This window comes from Bradyrhizobium sp. KZN70725, assembly GCF_055264925.1.
Map to the genome: position 1 here is coordinate 137,855 of NZ_JBUYWT010000004.1, position 20,843 is coordinate 158,697.

Genomic DNA, 20,843 nt, shown 5'->3' on the forward strand with positions numbered 1-20,843 from the left:
TCTCACGACTTATGTGTGTGGGAGCGGTTTATCCCTCCCCGGCTATATCAGGCGCGAGCGCCCATCCACCCCAAGCGCCCATATGGCTTTGACCCGTCCGGTTGTCCCCCCGGACGGGTCTTTCATTTTGGGGGTCCCTTGTGTGACGGACTCGACGGTGCGCGGCGCGATGGCGCCGACCGATCGCAACGGGATGGGCAAACGCGCGACGGCTGCGACGGTTTGCTGTGGATCATTCCGCCCCAGGAGCGGTGCGCATCGCCACCACGGCAAGTCGATGACTTGAGGCAGTTCGAGCGAGAAACTCCGTAGTAGAGCGGACTTCTTCGATCGCCCGTTTGCGACTAAGAATTTAGTTAGACTTTATTTACCTTTTCCACAGAATATCGGCGTCGCGTCCAGTTGATTCGGTTCGGTTCGTTCGGTTGCGTCTGCGTCCGTTTCTTTTCCTGCGGGCAATTTGAATGACACATCGGACCGACGTGGCCAGAGGCCAGGAGATCGTTGCACGCTGGTGCAACCTCGCCGAGCAAAGGCTGGAGCACCTTACCGAACTGTTCGATACCGGGCGCTGGCGGCGCTATCACAGCGAGCAGGCCTTTCTCGAGAACATCAGGGAAGCCCGCGCCGCGGTCGACATCTGGCGCGAATTGCTGACCCGCGAAGCCTCGCTCGACAATTCGCCGATCGATCTGTCCTGGCTCGGCCGCGGCAGGTCGAAACTGCCGCCGCCCCACATCTCGCCGCCGCTCGAGCGCCGGCCGGAGGCCTCGGTCTTGGCCGAGGCGGCGATGAAAGCGGTCGCGGCCGCGCTGGAAACGGCGGCCGAGGTGCTGGAGCAGCCGCCCACGGTCGCCGACGCGCCGCCGCTGGAAATGCCCGCTCCGGCTGCGCCGCCGCCGGTGCTCGATCTCGACACCATCCAGCGGCGCTATCCGCTGCTGCGCAACGCGCTGTAGGCGACCGCTCTCGCTTATTTTTTGAGCATGATCTCCGTGCTTGTCGCGAGGAAAAACCGCTTCGCCCTTTTCCGGATCTAGCGCCGCACCGCGTTCGCGCCGACCACGAGCTGCGCATATTGCTGGGCGCCGCCTGCCGACAGATCCGGCGTGATCGGGCGTGCATGGTCGAGCCCGACCACCGCGCCGCGGGGGGGTTCCGAGATCATGTTGTTGTTGATCAGCGCGGTGCCGGCGCCCGGCACCACCGAGACGCCGATGCCGACGAAGGCGTTGCGGACTACGTTGCCTGATATCGCGACGTCGCGCAGGTACTTGCCCCAGCCGGCGACGATGCCGAAGGTCGGCGCGTTCTCGATCACATTGCCGGTCACGGTGCTGTCGGCCTCGACATAGATGCCGATGCCGGCGCCGTCGTTCGGGTCGGTGCCTGCAGGGCGCTTCGGCAGCAGGTTGCGGATGATGTTGCCCTGGACCACCGCGATGCGGCCGCCCTCGTTGAAATTGCACACGGAGACGCCGATCGCGGCGCCGTCGACGGTGTTGTTGGCGATGACCGCGGCCTCGAACGAGAACTCCGAATAGAGCGCGACCTCGCGGACATTGCTGACGCTGTTGTCGGTGATGTGGATGTTGGAGGCCGAATTGCCGCGCACCGCCGAGAAATCGCAGTTCTTGATGCGGTTGCCGCGCACGATCACGTTGCCGGCGCGGAAGGCGTTGATGGCGTTGCCGTACTGCCCGGAGCCGCCGGGGCCGGCCTTGATGTCCTCGATGCGGTTGTCTGCGACGATCGAGCCGTCGTCGCCGATCGCGGTGCGCAGGATCTCGATGCCGTTGTCGTTGGTGCCCTTGATGGTGTTGCGCGACACCATCAGGCCGAGCGCGTCGAACGACACCAGCGCCGTGGTCGCGATGTCGGTGAAGACGTTGTTGCTGACGTCGCCCGACATCTGCTCGAACCAGATGCCGTTGCCGCCGCTGCCGGTGAACCGGCAATCGGTGATGCGGATGTCGCGGCCGGACAGGCAGTGCACGAGGCCGCGCCGGTTCGGCAGCGGGACGTTGCCGCCGTCGAAGCTGAGGCCCATCAGGACGACGCCGCCGGCGCCTTCGCCCTCCAGTAGCGAGGCGCCGCCGTTGAACACCAGCCGGCTGGCGCCGCGCACGCCGATTAGCTGGCTGCCGGGCGCAAGCCGCAACAGGCCGGTGCGGTAGACGCCGGGCGGGAACGCCAGCGGCACCTGCGCCCGCGCGGCGTCGTCGATCGCGCGCTGCAGATTGCGGGTCTGGTCGTCCGGGCTGCCGGGGTGCACGCCATATTGCGTGACGTCGCGGCCGAGCGAGCCGGTCGATGGCGCGGCGGCACGCGCGGCGTCCGGCGACATCGCAAGCGCGCCGGCTGCGCCGGCGGCGGTTACTCCGATCAGATGGCGGCGGTTGACGTCCATGGGCAAGGCCCTCGCAACATTCGCGAGCGGTGACGTTCGCGGGTCGAGTGGTAGCGCGAAAGGCGGCGCGGCATGGTGAACACGCCGAGGCAGCGCGGCGATTGTTGGCGGTAGGGTTAATCGCGGGTGCAACCGATTCACGTTGTCAAACAGTCGTTCCTCGGTGTCGTCACCCGCGCATGCGGGTAATCCAGAATTCCAGAGCCGCCGGTGCTTGAATCGAGAGGCCGCGGCGTACTGGATGCCCGCCTTCGCGGGCCTGACACCGGGGAGAATGCGGGCCCACGACTCCTTCCCAGGCCGCCCCGGCGAAGACCGGGACCCATACGCCGCGGCTTGTGTTGTGAACGCGACTCATCATCGCAGCGACGATGATCTTTCGTGGTTATGGGTCCCGGCGTTCGCCGGGACGACACTGAATTCAACCCGTTGCAGACCTCGTCATTCGATCCAATTTTAGTCTTTGCTGGGGTCTACGGTTGACGCGTCTGGAATATTGCTCGCCCGCTGGCTTGAGAGGAGAGACCGGTGTTTGACGTAGGAGACCTGGTTGTCTGCATCGACAATGGCCCGAAGAAAGGAGCCATTGGGCCGGTAGTGCCCATCCATCATCTGCTGCACAAGGGGCGCATCTACCGTGTCAATTTCATCGGGACGACCTGGACGGGGAGTCTGACCGTCGGGCTAGCGGGCGTCGCGCTACCTCCTCCGATGATTGGGTTCGAGCCTTACAGATTCCGCAAGATCGATCCTGCGGAGCCTGAGTTCATTGAAATGATGCGCAGCTTGCGCACGCGTGAGTTGGAGGATGCCAACTAGGGACGTGTACTTACACCGCCCGATCCGCGCGCTCACGCGCGCGAGGCCTGCCGGGTCAGTTTCACCAGCTCCATCAGCATGGCCTCGCCGGCATCGACGAGCGCTTCCAGCGTGATCGATGATTTGCCGGGTGCAGCCGTGCCGTCATGGGCGAGCGGCGGGACGTGGACGAATTGCGCGAGGCGCAAGTCATTGTCGCCGTTGACGGCCTCGATCGCGCGCCAGCTCAGATAGTTGCAGAGATAGCTGCCGGCGTCGCGCGAGGCTCGCGCGTCGATCCCGGTCGCCAGCGCGGCGCGCAGTAATTTTTCAGTATGAGGCCCGAACATGCGCGCATCGGCGCCGCCCTCAATCGATCCCTTGCGTGCATGCTGGCGGCCGGCGTCGGGGAAGCGCGTGGTCACCGCGTTGCGGGCACGGCTTTCGATCCGCAGATAGTCGGTGCGGCCGGCGAGGCCGAACATCAAGAGCGCCTGCGGGCGGTGTTCTGCGATCAGCTCCGGCAATTCGCGATCGACGGCCGCGTAGGTGACGTCGAAGATGTGGCTCGACAGCGCGACGTCGTCGAAGGCCGGGCGGCGCAGGGCGGTCAGCCGCTTCACCAACGGCATGGTCGGGTTGAACGGCGCACCCGGAAACGGCCCGAAGCCGGTGACGAGGATGCGCAGCCTGCCGCTCAATGCAGCATCTCCGCGATCTGTTCGGCCGCGACCGCGGGCGAGATGCGGCCGCCGGCGACCTCGGCCTCCATCTTCTTCACTTTGGCGCGGATCGCGGCATCCGAGCGCAGCCGCGCCATCATCCGGCTCTCCAGCATCGACCACATCCACTTCACCTGCTGCTCCCGGCGGCGGCCGGCGAACTCGCCCGAGGCGTTCATCGCGGTACGGTGGTCGAGGATCTTCTGCCAGAGCCGGTCGAGCCCGGCGCCGGTCAGCGCGGAATAGGTCTCCACCGGCGGATGCCAATGCTCGGAGCGCGGCGCCAGGATGTGCAGCGCGCTGCGATAGTCGGCGGCGGCGAGGTTGGCGCGCTTGAGGTTGTCGCCGTCGGCCTTGTTGATCGCGATCATGTCGGCGAGCTCGACAAGGCCCTTCTTGATGCCCTGCAATTCATCCCCGGCACCCGGCAGCATCAGCGCCAGGAAGAAATCGGTCATATCGCAGACCGCGGTCTCGGACTGGCCGATGCCGACGGTCTCGACCAGCACGACGTCGAAGCCGGCCGCCTCGCACAGCAGCATCGCCTCGCGGGTCTTCGCCGCGACACCGCCGAGCGTACCCGAGGAGGGCGAGGGACGGATAAAGGCCTGGTCGGAGACGGCGAGCCGCGCCATCCGGGTCTTATCGCCGAGGATCGAGCCGCCGGTGCGCGCCGAGGAGGGATCGACCGCCAGCACCGCGACCTTGTGGCCGCGCTCGATCAGGAACATGCCGAGCGCATCGATGGTGGTCGATTTGCCGACGCCGGGCGAGCCGGTGATGCCGACCCGCACCGCCTTGCCGGTGTCGGGCAATAGCGCCTGCACCAGCTCGCGCGCCGCCGCCTGGTGGTCGCTGCGCCGGCTCTCGACCAGCGTGATCGCCCGCGCCAGCGCGGCACGGTGGCCGGCACGGAGGTCCTTGGCGAGGGCGCGGATGTCGGGAGCGGCAGGCTTCGGTGAGGTCATGGTGTTGGTTTACAACGGCTGGCCATGGCAGGCGAGGGGAACGCGGATCGGCACGTCGCAGGGGCGCACTGCCAAAATGTCGAAAACAACCCCATGCAAAGGTGCCGGCGGCCGCCGGCGCTCGACAAGGCACGTGCGACAAGGCTACTTGACACGTCGGGCAACTCAGCGGCATTCTTCCATTATCCAGAAATCGTGCAGACACCCGTAGCCCGGGTGAGCCAACGGGTCGCGCGAACGCGCGCCCGATGACAGGCTCCGCGATGTCAGGGGAAACCGGCCCCGCATATCGCTTCAGCTCATGCGGGCTACGAACTATTGCTGCTCGTCCGCATCGCCCTTCGGCCGTGCGCCGGCGAAGATCTTTGCGCCTTCCGGTGTCAGATAGGGTTTCAGCGTCTCCCACGGCACGAAGATCACGTATTGGCCCTCGGCGTAGGGGCCGACGGCATAGGGCGGGTAGTGGAAGGTGAGGCCGGAGCTCTTGCCCGCTTCGGTCGACGGCGCCAGCGTCACGGCGCCGATCTTGAGCAGGGTCGGCTTCATCTCCTTGTACCACTCGGCGGTTGCGGTCTCGCCGGCATCGCGCCGCTTCTTCTCGGCGTTGAGCGCGGCGATGACCGCCTTGCGCATCGCCGTCAGGGTTGGGCCGTTGTCTGCGGTCTCGGTGAAGAACGGGCGGATGCTGATGCGCTTCTTCGCGGTGGTGTCCCACAGGATGGTGTTGACGTCGGAGTTCGGATGCGCGCCGTGGGTGTCCATGTAGTCATCGCGCAGCACGCTCACATAGCGGCCGTCGACGACGGAGCGCTCCGAGTATTTGCGTTCGAACGAGTACCGGCGGCATTCTTGTCGATCCACGTCTTGCCTTCGGCGAGGCAATCGGCCGCCAGCGCACTATCTGCCTTGATCCTGTCGTCGAGATAGACGCTCGCCTCGATGCTCGCATTCTTGATCGACGCGTCGGGCTTCGGATCGGCGGCGATGGCGGGCAGGCAGAGGCAGGCCAGCAGGCCGGTAAAAGCCATGATGCGGGCAGGCGTCATCAAGCGATCGGCGCGCATGAAAAACTCCAGGTGGCAGGGGGCAAGCGCGGCAGCGTTACTCCGCTGCAGCGCTATGGCCGAGCCGGGCGTTGAGCTTGTGGATCAGCTCCTCGGCGGCATCCGAGATCACCGTGCCGGGCGGGAAGATCGCCTCGGCGCCGGCGGCATACAGCGCGTCGTAATCCTGCGGCGGCACCACGCCGCCGATGATGATCATGATGTCGTCGCGGCCGTGTTTCTTCAGCGCGGCCTTCAGTTCGGGCACCGCGGTGAGATGTGCCGCGGCGAGCGAGGAGACGCCGAGAATGTGGACGTCGTTCTCGACCGCTTGCCGCGCAGCTTCGTCGGCGGTTGCGAACAGCGGTCCGATATCGACGTCGAAGCCGACATCGGCGAACGCCGATGCGATCACCTTCTGGCCGCGGTCATGGCCGTCCTGGCCGATTTTCGCCACCAGGATGCGCGGGCGGCGGCCTTCGGCCTCCTCGAACGCATCGATCAGGGCCTGCACTTTTTCGACCTTGTTGGACATCGCCGCTGCCTCTCGCTTGTAGACGCCGGTGATGGACTTGATCTCGGCGCGGTGGCGGCCGAACACCTTTTCCATGGCGTCCGAAATTTCGCCGACGGTGGCTTTGGCGCGAGCGGCGTCGATCGCCAGCGCCAGCAAATTGCCGTTGCCTTCGCCCGCCGAGCGGGTAAGCGCGGCGAGCGCCGCATCGACGTCCTTCTGGTTGCGCTCCTTCTTGAGCCGCGCCAGCTTGTCGATCTGCAGCCGACGCACGGTGGAGTTCTCCACCTTCAAGACGTCGATCGGCTTCTCGTTCTCGGGCTTGAACTTGTTGACGCCGATCACCGCCTGGCGGCCGGCATCGATCCGCGCCTGGGTCTTGGCGGAGGCTTCCTCGATCCTGAGCTTCGGCACGCCGGCCTCGATCGCCTTGGCCATGCCGCCGAGTGCCTCGACCTCCTGGATGTGCCCCCAGGCCTTCTGCGCGAGATCGCGGGTCAGCCGCTCGACATAATAGGAGCCGCCCCAGGGATCGATGATGCGGTTGGTGCCGCTCTCCTGCTGCAGGAACAGCTGGGTGTTGCGGGCGATGCGCGCGGAGAAGTCGGTCGGCAGCGCCAGGGCCTCGTCGAGCGCGTTGGTGTGCAGCGACTGGGTGTGGCCTTGGGTTGCCGCCATCGCCTCGATCGTGGTGCGCATCACGTTGTTGAAGACGTCCTGCGCGGTCAGCGACCAGCCCGAGGTCTGACAATGGGTGCGCAGCGACAGCGAGCGCGGATCCTTCGGGTTGAACTGCCGGAGCAGCTTGGCCCATAACAGCCGCGCGGCGCGCATCTTGGCGACTTCCATGAAGAAGTTCATGCCGATCGCCCAGAAGAAAGAGAGGCGGGGGGCAAAACGATCGACGTCGAGGCCCGCGGCAAGCCCGGCGCGCAGATATTCGACGCCGTCGGCCAAGGTATAGGCGAGCTCGAGGTCCTGCGTCGCGCCGGCTTCCTGCATGTGGTAGCCGGAAATGGAAATGGAATTGTATTTCGGCATCCGCTGCGAGGTGTAGGCGAAGATGTCGGAGATGATCCGCATCGAGGGGCTAGGTGGATAGATGTAGGTGTTGCGCACCATGAACTCTTTCAGAATGTCGTTCTGAATGGTGCCCGACAGTTTCTCCGGCGGCACGCCCTGTTCCTCGGCAGCCGCGACGAACAGCGCGAGGATCGGCAGCACCGCGCCGTTCATGGTCATCGACACGCTCATCTGGTCGAGCGGGATGCCGGCGAACAGCGTGCGCATGTCGTAGATGGAATCGATCGCAACGCCGGCCATGCCGACGTCGCCGGAGACGCGCGGATGATCCGAGTCATAGCCGCGATGGGTGGCGAGGTCGAAGGCGACCGACAGGCCCTTCTGTCCGGCCGCGAGGTTACGGCGATAGAACGCGTTGGAGTCCTCTGCCGTGGAGAAGCCGGCATATTGCCGGATGGTCCAGGGCTGGTTGACATACATGGTCGGGTAGGGGCCGCGCAGATAGGGCGCGATGCCCGGCCAGGTCTCGAGGAAGTCGATGCCTTCGAGATCGGCCTCGCCGTAGACGGATTTCACCGGGATGCCCTCGGGCGTCAGCCACGGCTCGGCGCTCGCAGCCGGGGCCGTACTGGCCACGGGCTGGAAGGCGACATCGGCGAAATTGGGAATGCGGGTCATCCCTGGGCTTCCTCAAACTGGCGATTGCGTTCGATCAATCGCTGTAGCTTCTAACTCAATCGTGGTCCGGATGCTGATGGCTGACGATGGTCGCCATCTTGTCCGGTCCGTAATTCTGCATCGTGGTCTGGCTCGGCAGGTTGGCGATGCCGACCACCCAGCCGTGGCGGGACTCGGTTCCGAATTGTTGCGTCGGTATCACCCGGTCGGGCCGGTCGAAGGCGCCGGTCATGATCTCGATGCGGGGCCCGTCGATGCGGCGGAAGCTCAGGGGCGTTCCGCAGGCGGCGCAGAAGTCGCGCTCGGCGATCGAGGAGGATCTGAACGCGGCGGGCTTGCCGCGGGTCCATCTGAAGTCGTTGCGATCGATGTCGGCGAAAGAGGCAAATGGCGCCCCGGACGCTTTCTGGCACATCCGGCAGTGGCAGATGCTGATCCGGGTCGGTGCCGCCGAGACGGCAAATCGGACGGCGCCGCACTGGCAGCCGCCGGTCAGAACGGGTGTCGATGGTGCCTCTGCGCTCATGTCTGCTCCATCCGCCGATAGGCGTCGCGCAATGTCGCCAGCGCATCACCGCCGGCGAAGACGAACTCGCCGATGCCGGCCGCCCGCAGCGCCGCTTCCTGGTCGCCGGGCCGCCCTGCCAGATAGATATGCCTTGCACCGGCGCCTTGAAGGGCCCTGGCGGCCTCAACGGCGCTGGCGGCATAGACCTTATCCGAGGAACAAATGCACGCCAGCGTGGCGCCCGAGGCCTTGTAGGCCGCGGCCAGCGCCGCCGCGTCGGCAAAACCCTCGCTGTCGATAGCCTCGATCCCGCCGGTTTCGAAGAAACTCTTGGCGAAGGTCGCGCGGGCCGTGAAGTCCGCGGCGGTGCCGAGATTGGCCAGGAATATCTTCGGCCGTGCGCCATGCGCCTTCAGCGCGGCATCCGACTTGTCGCGCAGCGCCTCGAACGGTTCGGCAAGCCGCATCGGCGCGAGGGCGTCGAACTTCACCTTGGCGCCGGCGAGGGACGCCGGCGCTGATGGTTTCACATCCAGCACCGCGGGGGCGGCCTCGCGCAGATCCGGAAATTCGCTGGCGCCGGTCAGCACGTCGCGGCGCTTCGCCACATTGGTCTCGCGCAGCAATCGCGTCGCGGTGACCTTGTTTTGCAGCAGTCCCTGCTCGAGTGCGGCGAAGATGCCGCCGGCCTTCTCGATCTCCTGGAACAGCGTCCACGCCGCCTCGCAGAGCTGCGAGGTCAGCGTCTCGATGCCGCCGGCGCCGGCCGCGGGATCGGAGACCTTGGCGAGGTTGGACTCATCGAGCAGCACGAGTTGCGTGTTGCGCGCCACGCGCCGGGCGAAGTCATCAGGCAGGCCGAGCGCCAGCGTGTGCGGCAGCACCGTGATCGCATTGGCGCCGCCGAGCCCGGCCGCAAAGGTCGCGATCGTCGCGCGCAGCATGTTCACATTGGGATCGCGCTGGGTCAGCATCCGCCAGGCGGTTTGCGCGTTGACGACGATCGGCTTCGGCGCAAGTCCGCAGGCTTGCTCGACACGTGCCCACAGCAGCCGCAGCGCGCGAAATTTCGCCATGGTCAGGAACTGGTCGGCGTCGGCGCTGAGGCGGAACGAGATCGCCGCGCGCGCCGCGTCGAGCTCGATGCCGGCGTCTTCCAGCATGCGCAGATAGGCGAGGCCAAGCGCGAGCGTGAACGTGAGTTCCTGCACCTCGGAGCCGCCGGCATCATGGACCGGCCGGCCGTCGGCCAGCACGAACGGCCCCTTGAAGCCGCGCTTGATCAGGCCGTTGACCATCTGGCCGAACGGCTTTGCGTAGTCGGCCCAGCCGGCTGTCGCAGCACCGCGCACGGCAATCGTGCTGAGTGCCTGGTAATTGAAATGCAGATCGAGCTTGGCCGGGTCGAGCTTGCGGGCCTCGACCATGTCGGCAAAGGTCTCGCCGGCGTTCTCGCGGCCGATCACCGGATTGAGCGCGATCATGATGCCGGCATCGAGATGGACGCCGCCGCAGGCGCGCGCCAGCGTCTTCTTGCTGGCGTCGGCAAGACCGAAGCCGCGCGCGCCGGGACCGCCGGCGAACTCGAATTCGAGGCCGGTCGCCCCGTTCTCGAGATCCTGCAGCGCTTGCGCATTGGCCTGTGCGGCATCGGGATGATCGACCCGCTGCAGGATCTGCCAGGGCGCAGCGGCGGCGCGGCCGGCAAGCGGGCTTGAATTGGCGGCGCGGCGGTAGATCGGATCGATCTTCAGGCCGTCATAGGTCTTGCCGACCAGCTTCTCGAACGGGGCGCCCTTCAGCACGCCGTCGACCAGCTTGCGCCAGTCGTCATAGGTCGCAGGTCGAAAATCCGAAGCCAGAGCCAAATCGTCAGTCGAGGTCGTCATCCGCCCAAATCGTCCTTCACCGGCCCCGCGCGGGGCCCCTTGATTTGGCCGGAAATTGCCACGGGCGGGCGGCCAAGCCAAACGGTTGTTTGCGGTGGTTTGGCTTTAATCGAGGTCCGCTAGACGGAAAATACCGTCTGTAGAGACCTTCGCCAGCGCATCGGCGACGCGGCGCCCGGCGATGACGCGGTCAGGAACGATCTCGGCGAGCGGCACCAAGACGAAGGCGCGTTCGAACAAACGCGGGTGCGGCAGCGTCAGTTCCGGCTTGTTCAGTGTGACGTCGTCATAGGCGATCAGGTCGAGGTCGAGGGTGCGCGGCCCCCAGCGCTGCTCATTGGCACGGTCGCGGCCGAATTTGGCTTCGATCTTGTGCAGCGTGAACAGCAGCGCGTGCGGATCGAGACTGGTCTCGATCTCGATGCAGGCGTTGATGAAGCTGTGCTGCTGCTGCTCCCCCCAGGGCGGCGTCGAATAATCCGACGAGCGTGCGATAAGCGCGGCCTGGGTCATGCCGCAGATATTGGCGATCGCCTTGCGAAACGTGGTGCGGACGTCGCCGACATTGCCGCCGAGGGCGATCAGGACGTCAGCCATCTGCGTTCAACCCTGGGGCGGTTGATGGCGCGAGCGGGTCAGCACCACGCCGACATCGTCGAAGATCGCGGCGATCGGCGCGTGCGGCTTGTGCACCGTGACTTTGACCGCCCGGATGCGCGGGAAGCTCGCCAGGATGTCCTCGGCCACCGCACCGGCGGCGCGCTCCAGCAGCTTGTAGTTGGTGTTCTTGAATGCCGATGTCGCGGTCGCCACCACGTTGGAATAGGAGACGGTGTCGGAGAGGCGATCGGTGCGCGAGGATTCCGAGAGGTCGGTATAGAGCTCGAGATCGATGACGAAGCGCTGCCCGACTTCGGTCTCATGTTCCATCACGCCATGACGGGCATGGATGACGATCCCGGTGATGAAGATCGTGTCGGTCATTGTTGTCCCTCGATTGCTGCGGCCACGCGCAGCGCCTGAACGGTTTCGGCGACGTCATGCGCGCGGATGATGCGGGCGCCATTCTGCGCGGCGATCAGATGCGCCGCGATCGAGCCGCCGATCCGCTGTTGCGGCTCCGACGGCACGACCGTGCTGACGAAGCGCTTGCGCGAGGCTCCGACCAGCAGCGGCAGTCGGAACGCGCCGAGCTCGGAGAGCCGTGCCAGCGCGGTCATGCTCTGCTCAGGGGTCTTGCCGAAGCCGATGCCGGGATCGAGCACGATCCGATCGGGCGAAATGCCGGCGCTTGCGGCGATCGCGAGTGAGCGCTCGAAGAAGGCGGCGATGTCCTGCATGATGTCGATCGCCGGATCGGCCTGCTCGCGATTGTGCATGATAATCACGGGCACGCCGCGTGCGGCGACCAGCGGCGCCATGCCGGCATCGCGCTGCAGGCCCCAGACGTCGTTGGCGATGACAGCGCCCTGGTCGAGCGCCCAGGCCACGACCTCCGATTTCATGCTGTCGATCGAGACCGGCACGCCAAGCGCGATCACGTCGGCCAGCACCGGTTTAAGCCGCGCCATCTCGGCCTCGGCGGTGACCGGCTGCGAGCCGTAGGGACGGGTGGATTCCGCGCCAATGTCGATGATATCGGCGCCCTCGGCGACCAGCTTGCGGGCCTGCGCCAGCGCCTCTTCGGGTGCGGCGAACTGGCCGCCGTCGGAGAACGAGTCCGGCGTCACGTTCAGGATGCCCATCACGGCCGGATAGGGCCGCGACAACAGCGCCGGCAGCAGCGCCGATACGGCCGGGCCGGTCACCGTCGATGCTATGGGCTTGCTCGCCATCATGCGGTGGCTTTGCGCTGACCGCAGCGGCAAGTCAAGGTGCGGCGATGGCGGGTGACGCGGCCGGCGGCCGAATGCCGTTAAGACAGGCTAATAGGTGATCTTGGGAGGCAGCTTGCGTGCCTCTTCGATCAGCAGCTCGACCGACTTCTCCGACGGCATCACGCGGACGAGCTTACGCCGCACATTGGCGTCCTTCATGCTCTGCGCGAGCCGCGACGGGTTGCGGTGCGCGAGCTCGCGCACGGTGGTGACGCCGGCGGCGCGGACCAGGCCGACCTTCGCCTTGCCCATGCCGGGAATCCGCATGTAGTCGGAGATGTTGGCCCATTCGAGCAATTGTTGTTCGCTGATCCCGGTCTTGGCGGCGAGCGCCTTGCGTCCCTTGACGGTGCGGGCGGCTTCAAGCAGTGCGTCGGTCGTGCGGATACCCTGCGATTTCAGTTTGGTGGCGCAATAGGCGGACAGGCCTTCGATCTCGGAGAGGGGGTATGTCATGATACTCGTATGCAGGTAGAAGGGAGCGCACGTGCAATGGCGTTTTGGGAGAATGCTTCAGGCAAACTGGCTGAGGCCCGGCGTCCCCGAGATGATCTCGCCCATTTGATCCGCTCCGATTTTGTCGCGGCCGAACCTGAAAAGTTCACGCGCGACGTTCTGAATCTCACTCATGCTCAATCCAAGCGCCATCAGCCGGGTGCCGACAGCCATCAGACCGCCACCCATCAACCGCGATAGACCACCGCTGTTGTTGGAGGCGGCGATTGCCGCTTCGGCGCCGGGGATTTGGTCGATCAGAGCCTGAACTTTGTCGGAAGGTCCCTCGTTACGGAGGAAACCCAGAACGATGCCGATGGTTTTTTCAGCGACAGCACCGTCGATGCCGGCCTTCGCGGCCAGCTGCCCAACCAATTCGTCCATATTGCCCCGCCTCAACCGGTTTTTGCCGGATCATTCTTGAAGATTTATCTTGAGCGCCTGTGTCACGAAATACAAGCGATCCGCGCATTTCAGTTCGTTTTCTTTTTCGATCGCGTCGGGAGTGTTGCACCTCTGCAAGATTGAGCGGCGGATTCACACCATCTTGTCGCAATGCGCAATGCCTTTCGTCACTTGGCCCGGAATCTTGGCCGGGAATAAAGTATGAGGAACTGGTGCAGCGACAATATACATCAGTGCGCGCCGATGGTTTCAATCGACCTGCAAGATGCAATATGATGTCATCGGTTCGAATGGATCGAGCCGATTTAAAATCGCGTTAAGAGGCGAAGCGATGGCGACGTCCGACACCAAGTTGGCCGATACCGATGAGAAAATCTTTATCGGCAAGGGCGAGGAAACAGCCTGGCTGACGCTTGCACTGGCCAACCGCCACGGCCTTGTGACCGGTGCGACCGGAACCGGCAAGACCGTCACGCTACAGGTCATGGCTGAAGGATTTGCGCGCGCCGGCGTTCCGGTTTTCGCAGCCGACATCAAGGGCGATCTTTCCGGTATCTCCGAAGTCGGCGAGGCTAAGGACTTTATCCTGAAGCGCGCCAAGGAGATGGGCCTGACCTTCCAGCCGGATCAGTTCTCGACCGTATTCTGGGACGTGTTCGGCGAGCAGGGCCATCCGGTGCGCGCCACCATCACCGAGATGGGACCGCTGTTGCTCTCGCGGATGCTCGATCTGAACGACGTGCAGGAGGGCGTGCTCAATGTTGCCTTCCGTGTCGCCGATGAGAACGGCCTCACGTTGATCGACATGAAGGACCTGCGGGCGCTGCTGGATGCGATCGCCCCGGACGGCAGCAAGAAGGCTGCCGACGACGAGGATCCGCTGGCGCCGATCCGTAAGGCCGCGCAAGGCTACGGCAATGTGTCCAAGGCGACCGTCGGAACGATCCAGCGTCAGCTCCTGGTGCTCGAGAACCAGGGCGGCGCCAAGTTCTTTGGCGAGCCGGCGCTGACGCTGAAGGATTTCATGCGGACCGACCGCGACGGCCGCGGCATCGTCAATATCCTGGTCGCCGACAAGCTGATGCGGAGCCCGCGGCTCTACGCCACCTTCCTGCTCTGGATGCTTTCGGAATTGTTCGAGGAATTGCCGGAGGCCGGCGACCTGCCGAAGCCGAAGCTGGTGTTCTTCTTCGACGAGGCGCATCTCTTGTTCACCGACGCACCGAAGGCGCTGATGGACAAGATCGAGCAGGTGGTGCGGCTGATCCGCTCCAAGGGCGTCGGCGTCTATTTCGTTACGCAGAATCCGATCGATGTGCCGGACAAGGTACTGGCGCAGCTCGGCAACCGCGTGCAGCACGCGCTGCGCGCCTTCACGCCGCGCGACCAGAAGGCGGTTGCCGCGGCCGCACAGACCTTCCGGCCCAATCCGAAGCTCGACACCGCGCGGGTGATCATGGAGCTCGGCAAGGGCGAGGCGCTGGTGTCGTTCCTCGAGGGCGGCGGCACGCCGTCGATGGTCGAGCGCGTCATGGTGCGCCCGCCGTCGGCGCGGATCGGGCCGATCACGCCGGAGGAGCGCAAGGCGATCATGGATGCGAGCCCGGTCAAGGGCAAATACGACACCGCGGTCGACGCCGAATCCGCCTACGAGATCATCCAGAAGCGGCTCGCCGGAACGGCGGCGCCGGCGGACGGCAGCGCCGGCGGCGAGGGGGGCGGCATCCTCGGCCAGCTCGGTTCGATCGCGTCCACGATCTTCGGCACCAACGTCAAGCGCGGCCGCATGTCGACCGGACAGGTGATCGCGCGCAGCGTCACGCGCTCGGTGACCGACAAGGTGATCGGTGGCGTGGCCGCCGATCTCGGCAAATCGCTCGGCGGTTCGGTTGGTGGCTCGATCGGCCGGGCGCTGGTGCGCGGCGCGCTCGGTGGATTGCTGCGCCGATAGCATCGCGCCGGTCGGCTGAAGCGGGAGACCGGCTTTGCCTCCCGCGGCCGGCGCGCTACAACCTGGCGCAACGTCCAACAAAAAGGATATCCGCGATGTCCAACGCCAAGCTGCAGCCCGTCCTCGACCGCATCGACGCCGATTTCGACAACAGTCTCGAGCGGCTGTTCACGCTGCTGCGGATCAAATCGATCTCGGCCGATCCGGCCTTCGCTGATGACTGCAAGGCGGCTGCCGATCATCTCGCCAAGGACATCGCAACCCTCGGCTTCAAGACCGAAGTGCGGCCGACTGCCGGCCATCCGGCCGTGGTCGGCAAGCTGAACGGCTCGACCGACGGACGCCCGCACGTGCTGTTCTACGGCCACTACGACGTGCAGCCGGTCGATCCCTTGAATCTCTGGCACCGTCCGCCGTTCGAGCCTGTCGTGACCGACCATGCCGACGGGCGCAAGATCATCGTCGCGCGCGGCGCCGAGGACGACAAGGGACAGTTGATGACCTTCGTCGAGGCGTGCCGCGCCTGGAAGACGGTGACGGGATCGCTGCCGGTCGACATCACGATCGTCATCGAGGGTGAAGAGGAGATCGGTTCGAAGAATTTCGTGCCGTTCCTCGAGGCGAACAAGGACGACCTCAAGGCCGACTTCGCGCTGGTCTGCGACACCGGCATGTGGGACCCGAATACGCCGGCGATCACCACCTCATTGCGCGGCCTGGTCTATGACGAGGTCAAGATCAAGGCCGCCAATCGCGATCTGCATTCCGGCGTGTTCGGCGGCGGCGCGCAGAACCCGATCCGCGTGCTGACGCGGATCCTCGGCGGCCTGCATGACGAGAACGGCCACATCACCATCCCCGGTTTCTATGACGGCGTGAAGGATTTGCCGCCGGATATTCTGGCCCAGTGGAAGCAGCTCAATCTGACGCCGGAGAGCTTCCTCAAGCCGATCGGCCTCTCGGTGCCCGCCGGCGAAAAGGACCGGCTCCTGATCGAGCAGGTCTCCTCGCGCCCGACCTGCGACATCAACGGCATCGTCGGCGGCTATACCGGCGAGGGCTCCAAGACGGTGATCGCGGCCGAGGCGTCAGCGAAGGTCTCGTTCCGCCTGGTCGAGGGACAGGATCCCGAGAAGATCCGAAAGGCGTTCCGCGACTATGTGAAGGCGCGCCTGCCGGCCGACTGCAAGGCCGAGTTCACCGACCATTCCAGCGCGCCGGCGATCGCGCTCGACTGGAACATGAAGCCGCTGGCAGCCGCGCGCCGTGCGCTGACCGACGAATGGGGCAAGGAGGCGCTGCTGATCGGCTCCGGCGCCTCGATCCCGATCGTCGCCGATTTCAAGCACACGCTCGGCCTCGACAGCGTGCTGATCGGCTTCGGGCTCGACGACGACAACATCCATTCGCCGAACGAGAAGTACGACCTCAAGAGCTACCACAAGGGCATCCGCTCCTGGGCGCGGATCCTGGCGGCGTTCGCCGACGCCAAATAGCGCAACGGCAATTCACGTAAAAACGCCGCCCGGAATTGGGCGGCGTTTTGATTCGGTAGTGCAGAGGATGTTGGCCGTTAGCCTACCCGAAGATTATGAAATTTCAATCACGGTAGCCGGGATTGACCCGGTCGAGCTTGCGCAGCAGCGGCGGCCAGACCAGCTGGGTCGAGCGCAACTCGGCGCGGTCCGGGTTGGAGAGCAGCTCGGTGTTCTTGTCGATCGCATGCTGGTCGACCGGATAGGCGATCGGTCCGAGCGCGCGGGTCGCCACCTGCATCGAGCAGGCGCGCTCCAGATGGTACATCCGCTCGAACGCGGATGCGACCGAGCGGCCGACCGTCAGGGTGCCGTGATTGCGCAGCAGCATGTGGTTCTTGCTGCCGAGATCGCGCTGCAGGCGCGGGCGCTCGTCATGATCGAGCGCGATGCCTTCATAGTCGTGATAGGCGAGGTCGTGGGTGACGAGCTGCGCGGTCTGGTTCAGCGGCAGCAGCCCGTCGGGGCCGCTCGATACCGCGGTGCCGTCGACGGTGTGCAGATGGAGCACGCAGCCGGCGTCCTCGCGCACCTCGTGGATCGCCGAATGGATGGTGAAGCCGGCCGGGTTGATGCTGTAGTCGCTCTTCGAAAGCTGGTTGCCGTCGAGGTCGACCTTGACGAGGCTCGACGCGGTGATCTCGTCGAACATCAGCCCGTAGGGGTTGATCAGGAAGTGATGCTCGGGCCCCGGTACGCCGGCGGAGATGTGGGTATCGACCAGATCGTCCCAGCCATAGAGCGCGACCAGCCGGTAGCAGGCAGCAAGATTGATCCGCTGCTCCCATTCCGCCGCACTCATATCCGACGGCACTTCCTTCAGGCGCGCTTCCGCTGGCGACATGGCCAATTGCTCCATTGATGGCGTTATTGCTTGGTCCAAGCGTAGCGCCGCCGCCGGACCGCAGCAAGGCAGGGCAACGGCGTGACAGTCATGTCGGCATGCGGCCCACGATCCGAACGGCGATCGTCAGTGGGCAGCGTGATGCGTTACGGCGCTGGGATCGCCAGCAGGCTCGAGATGCTGCGGCCGCGGATGTCGTAGACGCGGGCGAACACGACGTCGTCGCGCTTGATCTCGACCATGACCGGCGCGGCCAGCCCCTTGCAGTAGAATTCGCCGAGTGTCATCGCGAAGTCGGCGGCATTGCTGTCCCATCCGATCGTGAAATCAGGGCCGAGCGCGACCTGCGCGGGGCGCTGCGGCCCGCACACCGCGACCTTCCACTTGCGGTTCTGCGGCGGCACTTCCTGCCGCTCCGCCAGCTGCTCGCGCAGCCCGTCGGATGCCTGCTTCAGCGCCAGGCCCCAATAGTCCAGCATGAAGAAGTTGTCCGCGGTACGCACCGTGCCGGCGATGTGGTTGAAGTGCGTGTACTGATACGGATGCAGGCGGATCATTTCGCTGAGTGGCAGCAAGAGGCCGAACGCGAACATGGCGAGCGCCGCGGGCTGCCAGGCCCGGCGGTTCTCGCCGAGCCAGTCCATGCCGCGCGCGAATGCGACGCCGGCCAGCACCGTCATCGGCGGAATCACGAAGATGAAGTGGCGGATGCCGTTATAGAGCGCCGGCCGCTTCACCATCGCGATCACCAGCGGCAGCGTCGCCGCCAGCGTCAGCATCAGCATGATCGACTTGCGCTTTGCGGTGACGTCGTAGCGCGACAGCGACATCAGGGTGATGACGACGGCGGCGGCCAGCAGCACCAGCAGCACTTCGGGAAGCTGCAGGGCGAACAAGGTGGGCAGATAGGACCACGGCATGTCCGGCACCGACACCAGCGCGCCGTCGAACATCTCCTTCCACGGTTTCTCGAAGAAGTGCGAGAAATAGGTTACCGCTTCGAGCGGATGTCCGGGCTCCATGATCGACCACGGCCAGATCAGGCCCATCACGAGATAGCCCAGCACAAGTCCCGGCAGCAGCACATAGACGACATGGGCAAAGCGGTGGGTCGCCTCGCGCGGGCCCTGCTTGCGGAATTCCTCGATCAGGAGCGGGACGAAGCCGACCACGGCGTAGATCAATGCGAGCCCGCCAAGCACGCGGCAGCCGATCGACAGGCCTGCCCCCAGGCCGACGATCAGGATGGTGCGCGGCGAGGGCGCCGGATATTCCTCGATCAGGCGGACCAGGCCCATGATCAGGACCACCATCGCCACGGCGAACGGCGCATCCTTCGGATTCATGAACATGTGGCCGTAGAAGGTCGGGCACAGCGCCAGCAGCAGCAGCGCCGCCAGTCCCGCCAGCGGGCCGCCGACACGGCGTGCCAGGCGCCAGGTTACGGCAAGGCCGATAACGCCGACGATCGCGCCGAGCAGGCGGCGCGTCTCGAACAGTTCGAGCGGAATGAGCTTGTGCAGCAAGGCCGCGGCCATGTCGAAGCCGCCGCCGTACATATACAGATTGGCGAACGACAGCGCGCCGGTGTCCTTGAACCCGGACTCGTACATGCGCAGCAGGAGGTCGGCATATTCAGCGTGGGTGTAATCGTCCCAGCCCAGACCGTAGTCGCGGAACGTCAAGCCGGCGACCACGGCGACCACGCCGAGGACGAGGACAGCGAGATCGTCGCAGGTCTTCTCCACCGAGCGCCGCGCAGGCGCCTCGAGGGCAGACGTCGTAATCGATGACATAGCTAGTGATACCGGCGTGCCTGTGGCCCAGATTGGCGCTTTAGGGCCTCATTCCCCGGCATCCATAGCGCAGTTCCGTTTCCGAGTAATTGGTAATTGTGGCGTAATTTCCCAGATGCGTTGCAATAAATTGGCAGCAATTCGTAGCCAGTAGATCTACGGGAGCTGGCTGCCCGACAGCCACTGCGGCCGCGGTGAAGCAACGCATCGCGGCTTGGTTAAGCGGGATTTTAGGGAACTCTGTCTACAATTGGCGGTTGGCGGTGTGGGCAATATGACGGTATCGTGGCGTTGGTGGCCCGCGCCGATTTTCGGATGGGTCTCCCGGGGGTTAGTTCGATGAAGGTTGGTCTGTTGGTCGTCGGCGCGGGCCTGGTCGTGGCGGGCTTGGCGGCGATCGGCCTCGGAATTCCAAACAAGGAATTCAGCGTCGGCGGCACGTTGATCGCAACAGGCGTGACCGGCGCATGTACCGGCGTGATTGTTCTCGCCCTTGCCGCCATCCTTCGCGAACTCCAGGCCATGGGCGACCGGCTCGATGCCGTCGTGGCAGTGGGTCTGCGGTCCGGGTCGCCGTCTGCAACTTCCCCGCGCGGCACTCCCGACGATCCGGTGTTCCCGCCGCCTGAGCCGAAGGTCTCGGCGCCTCCGCCGCTGGCTCCAGCGTTCCCGCCATCCGCTCCCGCGGCGCCGCCCTGGCACGACGAGATCGCCTCGCGCGGCGCATCAGGCGAGGTGCCGCCGCCCGCACCGGCGGCCGCGCCCGCGGATGGCGCTGCGCCGCCCAAGCGGCGCAATCTGCTGTTTTCCTCCTCGCGCAAGGAGCGCGAGCGGAGCCAGGGGCGTGCCGCCGAACCGCTCACGCCGGATCTGTTGTCGCCGGAACTGCGTCCGAATCCGGGTGGTTCGGCCGAACCGGCGTCGGCAACCTTCGACGATGCCTGGCCGAAGGCCGACCGGCCGCGGCCGGTCGACGTCGCCCCGCGGCGCGGCCCCCGGACGCCATCCACCTTCGGCGAGGCCCAGTCGGCCGCCGCCGCCTCGCCGTCGTCGGGCCATCCGCCGCCGCCGCAGGAGCAGCCGCCGGTGACCGTGCTCAAATCCGGCGTCGTCGACGGCATGGCCTATTCGCTCTATTCGGACGGATCAATCGAGGCGCAGATGCCGGAGGGCATGATGCGATTTGCCTCGATCGACGAGCTCAGGTCGCATCTGGAGCAGCGGCCTTAAGATCCGGGCCAATACTTGCGCGCGGCCGGCCCGTAGCCGGAAACGCGGCCGTTGTTGTCAGATTTGCTGCAATTCGTGCATATTCGCAAAGTAGTACGCGATTCCATTAATGTATTGCTGCGCATGGATACTGTCCGGTGGGCGCCGGGCTACCGAG

Annotated in this window: 18 protein-coding genes and 1 pseudogene; 5 read left to right on the plus strand and 14 right to left on the minus strand. The window is 65.4% G+C overall.

Going from position 1 to position 20,843, the window contains the following annotated elements; genetic code table 11:
• Nucleotides 1-464: 464 nt before the first annotated feature.
• Nucleotides 465-959 (plus strand): TIGR03809 family protein, encoded by a 495-nt coding sequence (locus ACZBJS_RS05490; protein ID WP_141339549.1) that lies wholly within the window; start codon nt 465-467, stop codon nt 957-959.
• A 77-nt stretch (nt 960-1,036) separates the two neighbouring features.
• Here the strand turns inward: ACZBJS_RS05490 and ACZBJS_RS05495 are convergent, their stop codons facing one another.
• Nucleotides 1,037-2,410: a TIGR03808 family TAT-translocated repetitive protein gene (locus tag ACZBJS_RS05495; protein WP_463438485.1), complete on the minus strand. Its 1,374-nt coding sequence runs from the start codon at nt 2,408-2,410 to the stop codon at nt 1,037-1,039.
• 528 nt (nt 2,411-2,938) lie between these two features.
• On the opposite strand from ACZBJS_RS05495, the gene ACZBJS_RS05500 reads away from it, so the two are divergent.
• The gene (locus ACZBJS_RS05500) at nt 2,939-3,229 is read left to right on the plus strand and encodes a hypothetical protein (protein WP_057015652.1); all 291 of its coding nucleotides are present in this window, start codon (nt 2,939-2,941) and stop codon (nt 3,227-3,229) included.
• Between the two features lie 32 nt (nt 3,230-3,261).
• Here ACZBJS_RS05500 and ACZBJS_RS05505 read toward each other — a convergent pair whose 3' ends face one another.
• The 11 genes and pseudogenes from ACZBJS_RS05505 to ACZBJS_RS05555 form a co-directional block, all read right to left on the minus strand.
• On the minus strand, nt 3,262-3,909 hold the full coding sequence (locus tag ACZBJS_RS05505; RefSeq protein WP_229192050.1) for a pyroglutamyl-peptidase I: 648 nt from the start codon (nt 3,907-3,909) through the stop codon (nt 3,262-3,264).
• On the minus strand, nt 3,906-4,898 hold the full coding sequence (gene meaB, locus ACZBJS_RS05510; protein WP_076833131.1) for a methylmalonyl Co-A mutase-associated GTPase MeaB: 993 nt from the start codon (nt 4,896-4,898) through the stop codon (nt 3,906-3,908). The genes ACZBJS_RS05505 and meaB overlap by 4 nt, the downstream gene beginning before the upstream one ends.
• 315 nt (nt 4,899-5,213) lie before the next feature.
• Nucleotides 5,214-5,926, minus strand: a pseudogene (locus ACZBJS_RS05515) (RsiV family protein).
• Nucleotides 5,927-5,999: 73 nt separating this feature from the next.
• Nucleotides 6,000-8,156 (minus strand): methylmalonyl-CoA mutase, encoded by a 2,157-nt coding sequence (gene scpA / locus ACZBJS_RS05520; protein ID WP_463438486.1) that lies wholly within the window; start codon nt 8,154-8,156, stop codon nt 6,000-6,002.
• A gap of 55 nt (nt 8,157-8,211) precedes the next feature.
• The gene (locus ACZBJS_RS05525) at nt 8,212-8,682 is read right to left on the minus strand and encodes a GFA family protein (protein ID WP_057015646.1); all 471 of its coding nucleotides are present in this window, start codon (nt 8,680-8,682) and stop codon (nt 8,212-8,214) included.
• Complete coding sequence (locus ACZBJS_RS05530) at nt 8,679-10,553, minus strand: methylmalonyl-CoA mutase family protein (RefSeq protein WP_463438487.1); 1,875 nt, start codon at nt 10,551-10,553, stop codon at nt 8,679-8,681. Before ACZBJS_RS05530 ends, ACZBJS_RS05525 begins: the two co-directional genes overlap by 4 nt.
• A gap of 105 nt (nt 10,554-10,658) precedes the next feature.
• Nucleotides 10,659-11,150 (minus strand): 2-amino-4-hydroxy-6-hydroxymethyldihydropteridine diphosphokinase, encoded by a 492-nt coding sequence (gene folK / locus ACZBJS_RS05535; protein ID WP_463438488.1) that lies wholly within the window; start codon nt 11,148-11,150, stop codon nt 10,659-10,661.
• A gap of 6 nt (nt 11,151-11,156) precedes the next feature.
• A complete protein-coding gene (gene folB, locus ACZBJS_RS05540) occupies nt 11,157-11,537 on the minus strand; it encodes a dihydroneopterin aldolase (protein ID WP_016842351.1) in 381 nt (126 codons plus the stop codon).
• Nucleotides 11,534-12,391: a dihydropteroate synthase gene (gene folP, locus ACZBJS_RS05545; protein ID WP_463438489.1), complete on the minus strand. Its 858-nt coding sequence runs from the start codon at nt 12,389-12,391 to the stop codon at nt 11,534-11,536. The genes folB and folP overlap by 4 nt, the downstream gene beginning before the upstream one ends.
• An 87-nt stretch (nt 12,392-12,478) precedes the next feature.
• Nucleotides 12,479-12,886: a DUF4332 domain-containing protein gene (locus tag ACZBJS_RS05550; protein WP_018270650.1), complete on the minus strand. Its 408-nt coding sequence runs from the start codon at nt 12,884-12,886 to the stop codon at nt 12,479-12,481.
• Nucleotides 12,887-12,943: 57 nt separating this feature from the next.
• Nucleotides 12,944-13,309, minus strand: a complete 366-nt coding sequence (locus ACZBJS_RS05555; protein ID WP_016841849.1) for a hypothetical protein — start codon at nt 13,307-13,309, stop codon at nt 12,944-12,946.
• Between the two features lie 352 nt (nt 13,310-13,661).
• Between ACZBJS_RS05555 and ACZBJS_RS05560 the strand changes: the two genes are divergently transcribed.
• A complete protein-coding gene (locus tag ACZBJS_RS05560; protein ID WP_463438490.1) occupies nt 13,662-15,281 on the plus strand; it encodes a helicase HerA-like domain-containing protein in 1,620 nt (539 codons plus the stop codon).
• Nucleotides 15,282-15,376: 95 nt separating this feature from the next.
• Nucleotides 15,377-16,777 carry a M20/M25/M40 family metallo-hydrolase gene (locus ACZBJS_RS05565; protein ID WP_463438491.1) on the plus strand — a complete coding sequence of 467 codons (1,401 nt, stop codon included), beginning with the start codon at nt 15,377-15,379 and terminating at the stop codon, nt 16,775-16,777.
• 103 nt (nt 16,778-16,880) lie between these two features.
• Here ACZBJS_RS05565 and ACZBJS_RS05570 read toward each other — a convergent pair whose 3' ends face one another.
• Entirely contained in the window at nt 16,881-17,660 is a 780-nt protein-coding gene (locus tag ACZBJS_RS05570) for a class II aldolase/adducin family protein (RefSeq protein ID WP_463438492.1), read from the minus strand.
• A 146-nt stretch (nt 17,661-17,806) separates the two neighbouring features.
• Nucleotides 17,807-19,456: a glycosyltransferase family 39 protein gene (locus ACZBJS_RS05575; RefSeq protein ID WP_141339566.1), complete on the minus strand. Its 1,650-nt coding sequence runs from the start codon at nt 19,454-19,456 to the stop codon at nt 17,807-17,809.
• 339 nt (nt 19,457-19,795) lie between these two features.
• On the opposite strand from ACZBJS_RS05575, the gene ACZBJS_RS05580 reads away from it, so the two are divergent.
• Nucleotides 19,796-20,686, plus strand: a complete 891-nt coding sequence (locus tag ACZBJS_RS05580) for a DUF308 domain-containing protein (RefSeq protein ID WP_316394547.1) — start codon at nt 19,796-19,798, stop codon at nt 20,684-20,686.
• Nucleotides 20,687-20,843: the final 157 nt, after the last annotated feature.

Coding starts and splice junctions, on each gene's coding strand:
- scpA (WP_463438486.1), bottom strand. CDS start 8,156: ATGACCCGCATTCCCAATTTCGCCGATGTCGCCTTCCAGCCCGTGGCC.
- ACZBJS_RS05495 (WP_463438485.1), bottom strand. CDS start 2,410: ATGGACGTCAACCGCCGCCATCTGATCGGAGTAACCGCCGCCGGCGCA.
- ACZBJS_RS05490 (WP_141339549.1), top strand. CDS start 465: ATGACACATCGGACCGACGTGGCCAGAGGCCAGGAGATCGTTGCACGC.
- folB (WP_016842351.1), bottom strand. CDS start 11,537: ATGACCGACACGATCTTCATCACCGGGATCGTCATCCATGCCCGTCAT.
- folK (WP_463438488.1), bottom strand. CDS start 11,150: ATGGCTGACGTCCTGATCGCCCTCGGCGGCAATGTCGGCGACGTCCGC.
- ACZBJS_RS05525 (WP_057015646.1), bottom strand. CDS start 8,682: ATGAGCGCAGAGGCACCATCGACACCCGTTCTGACCGGCGGCTGCCAG.
- meaB (WP_076833131.1), bottom strand. CDS start 4,898: ATGACCTCACCGAAGCCTGCCGCTCCCGACATCCGCGCCCTCGCCAAG.
- ACZBJS_RS05575 (WP_141339566.1), bottom strand. CDS start 19,456: ATGTCATCGATTACGACGTCTGCCCTCGAGGCGCCTGCGCGGCGCTCG.
- ACZBJS_RS05565 (WP_463438491.1), top strand. CDS start 15,377: ATGTCCAACGCCAAGCTGCAGCCCGTCCTCGACCGCATCGACGCCGAT.
- folP (WP_463438489.1), bottom strand. CDS start 12,391: ATGATGGCGAGCAAGCCCATAGCATCGACGGTGACCGGCCCGGCCGTA.
- ACZBJS_RS05570 (WP_463438492.1), bottom strand. CDS start 17,660: ATGTCGCCAGCGGAAGCGCGCCTGAAGGAAGTGCCGTCGGATATGAGT.
- ACZBJS_RS05550 (WP_018270650.1), bottom strand. CDS start 12,886: ATGACATACCCCCTCTCCGAGATCGAAGGCCTGTCCGCCTATTGCGCC.
- ACZBJS_RS05530 (WP_463438487.1), bottom strand. CDS start 10,553: ATGACGACCTCGACTGACGATTTGGCTCTGGCTTCGGATTTTCGACCT.
- ACZBJS_RS05560 (WP_463438490.1), top strand. CDS start 13,662: ATGGCGACGTCCGACACCAAGTTGGCCGATACCGATGAGAAAATCTTT.
- ACZBJS_RS05580 (WP_316394547.1), top strand. CDS start 19,796: ATGAAGGTTGGTCTGTTGGTCGTCGGCGCGGGCCTGGTCGTGGCGGGC.
- ACZBJS_RS05555 (WP_016841849.1), bottom strand. CDS start 13,309: ATGGACGAATTGGTTGGGCAGCTGGCCGCGAAGGCCGGCATCGACGGT.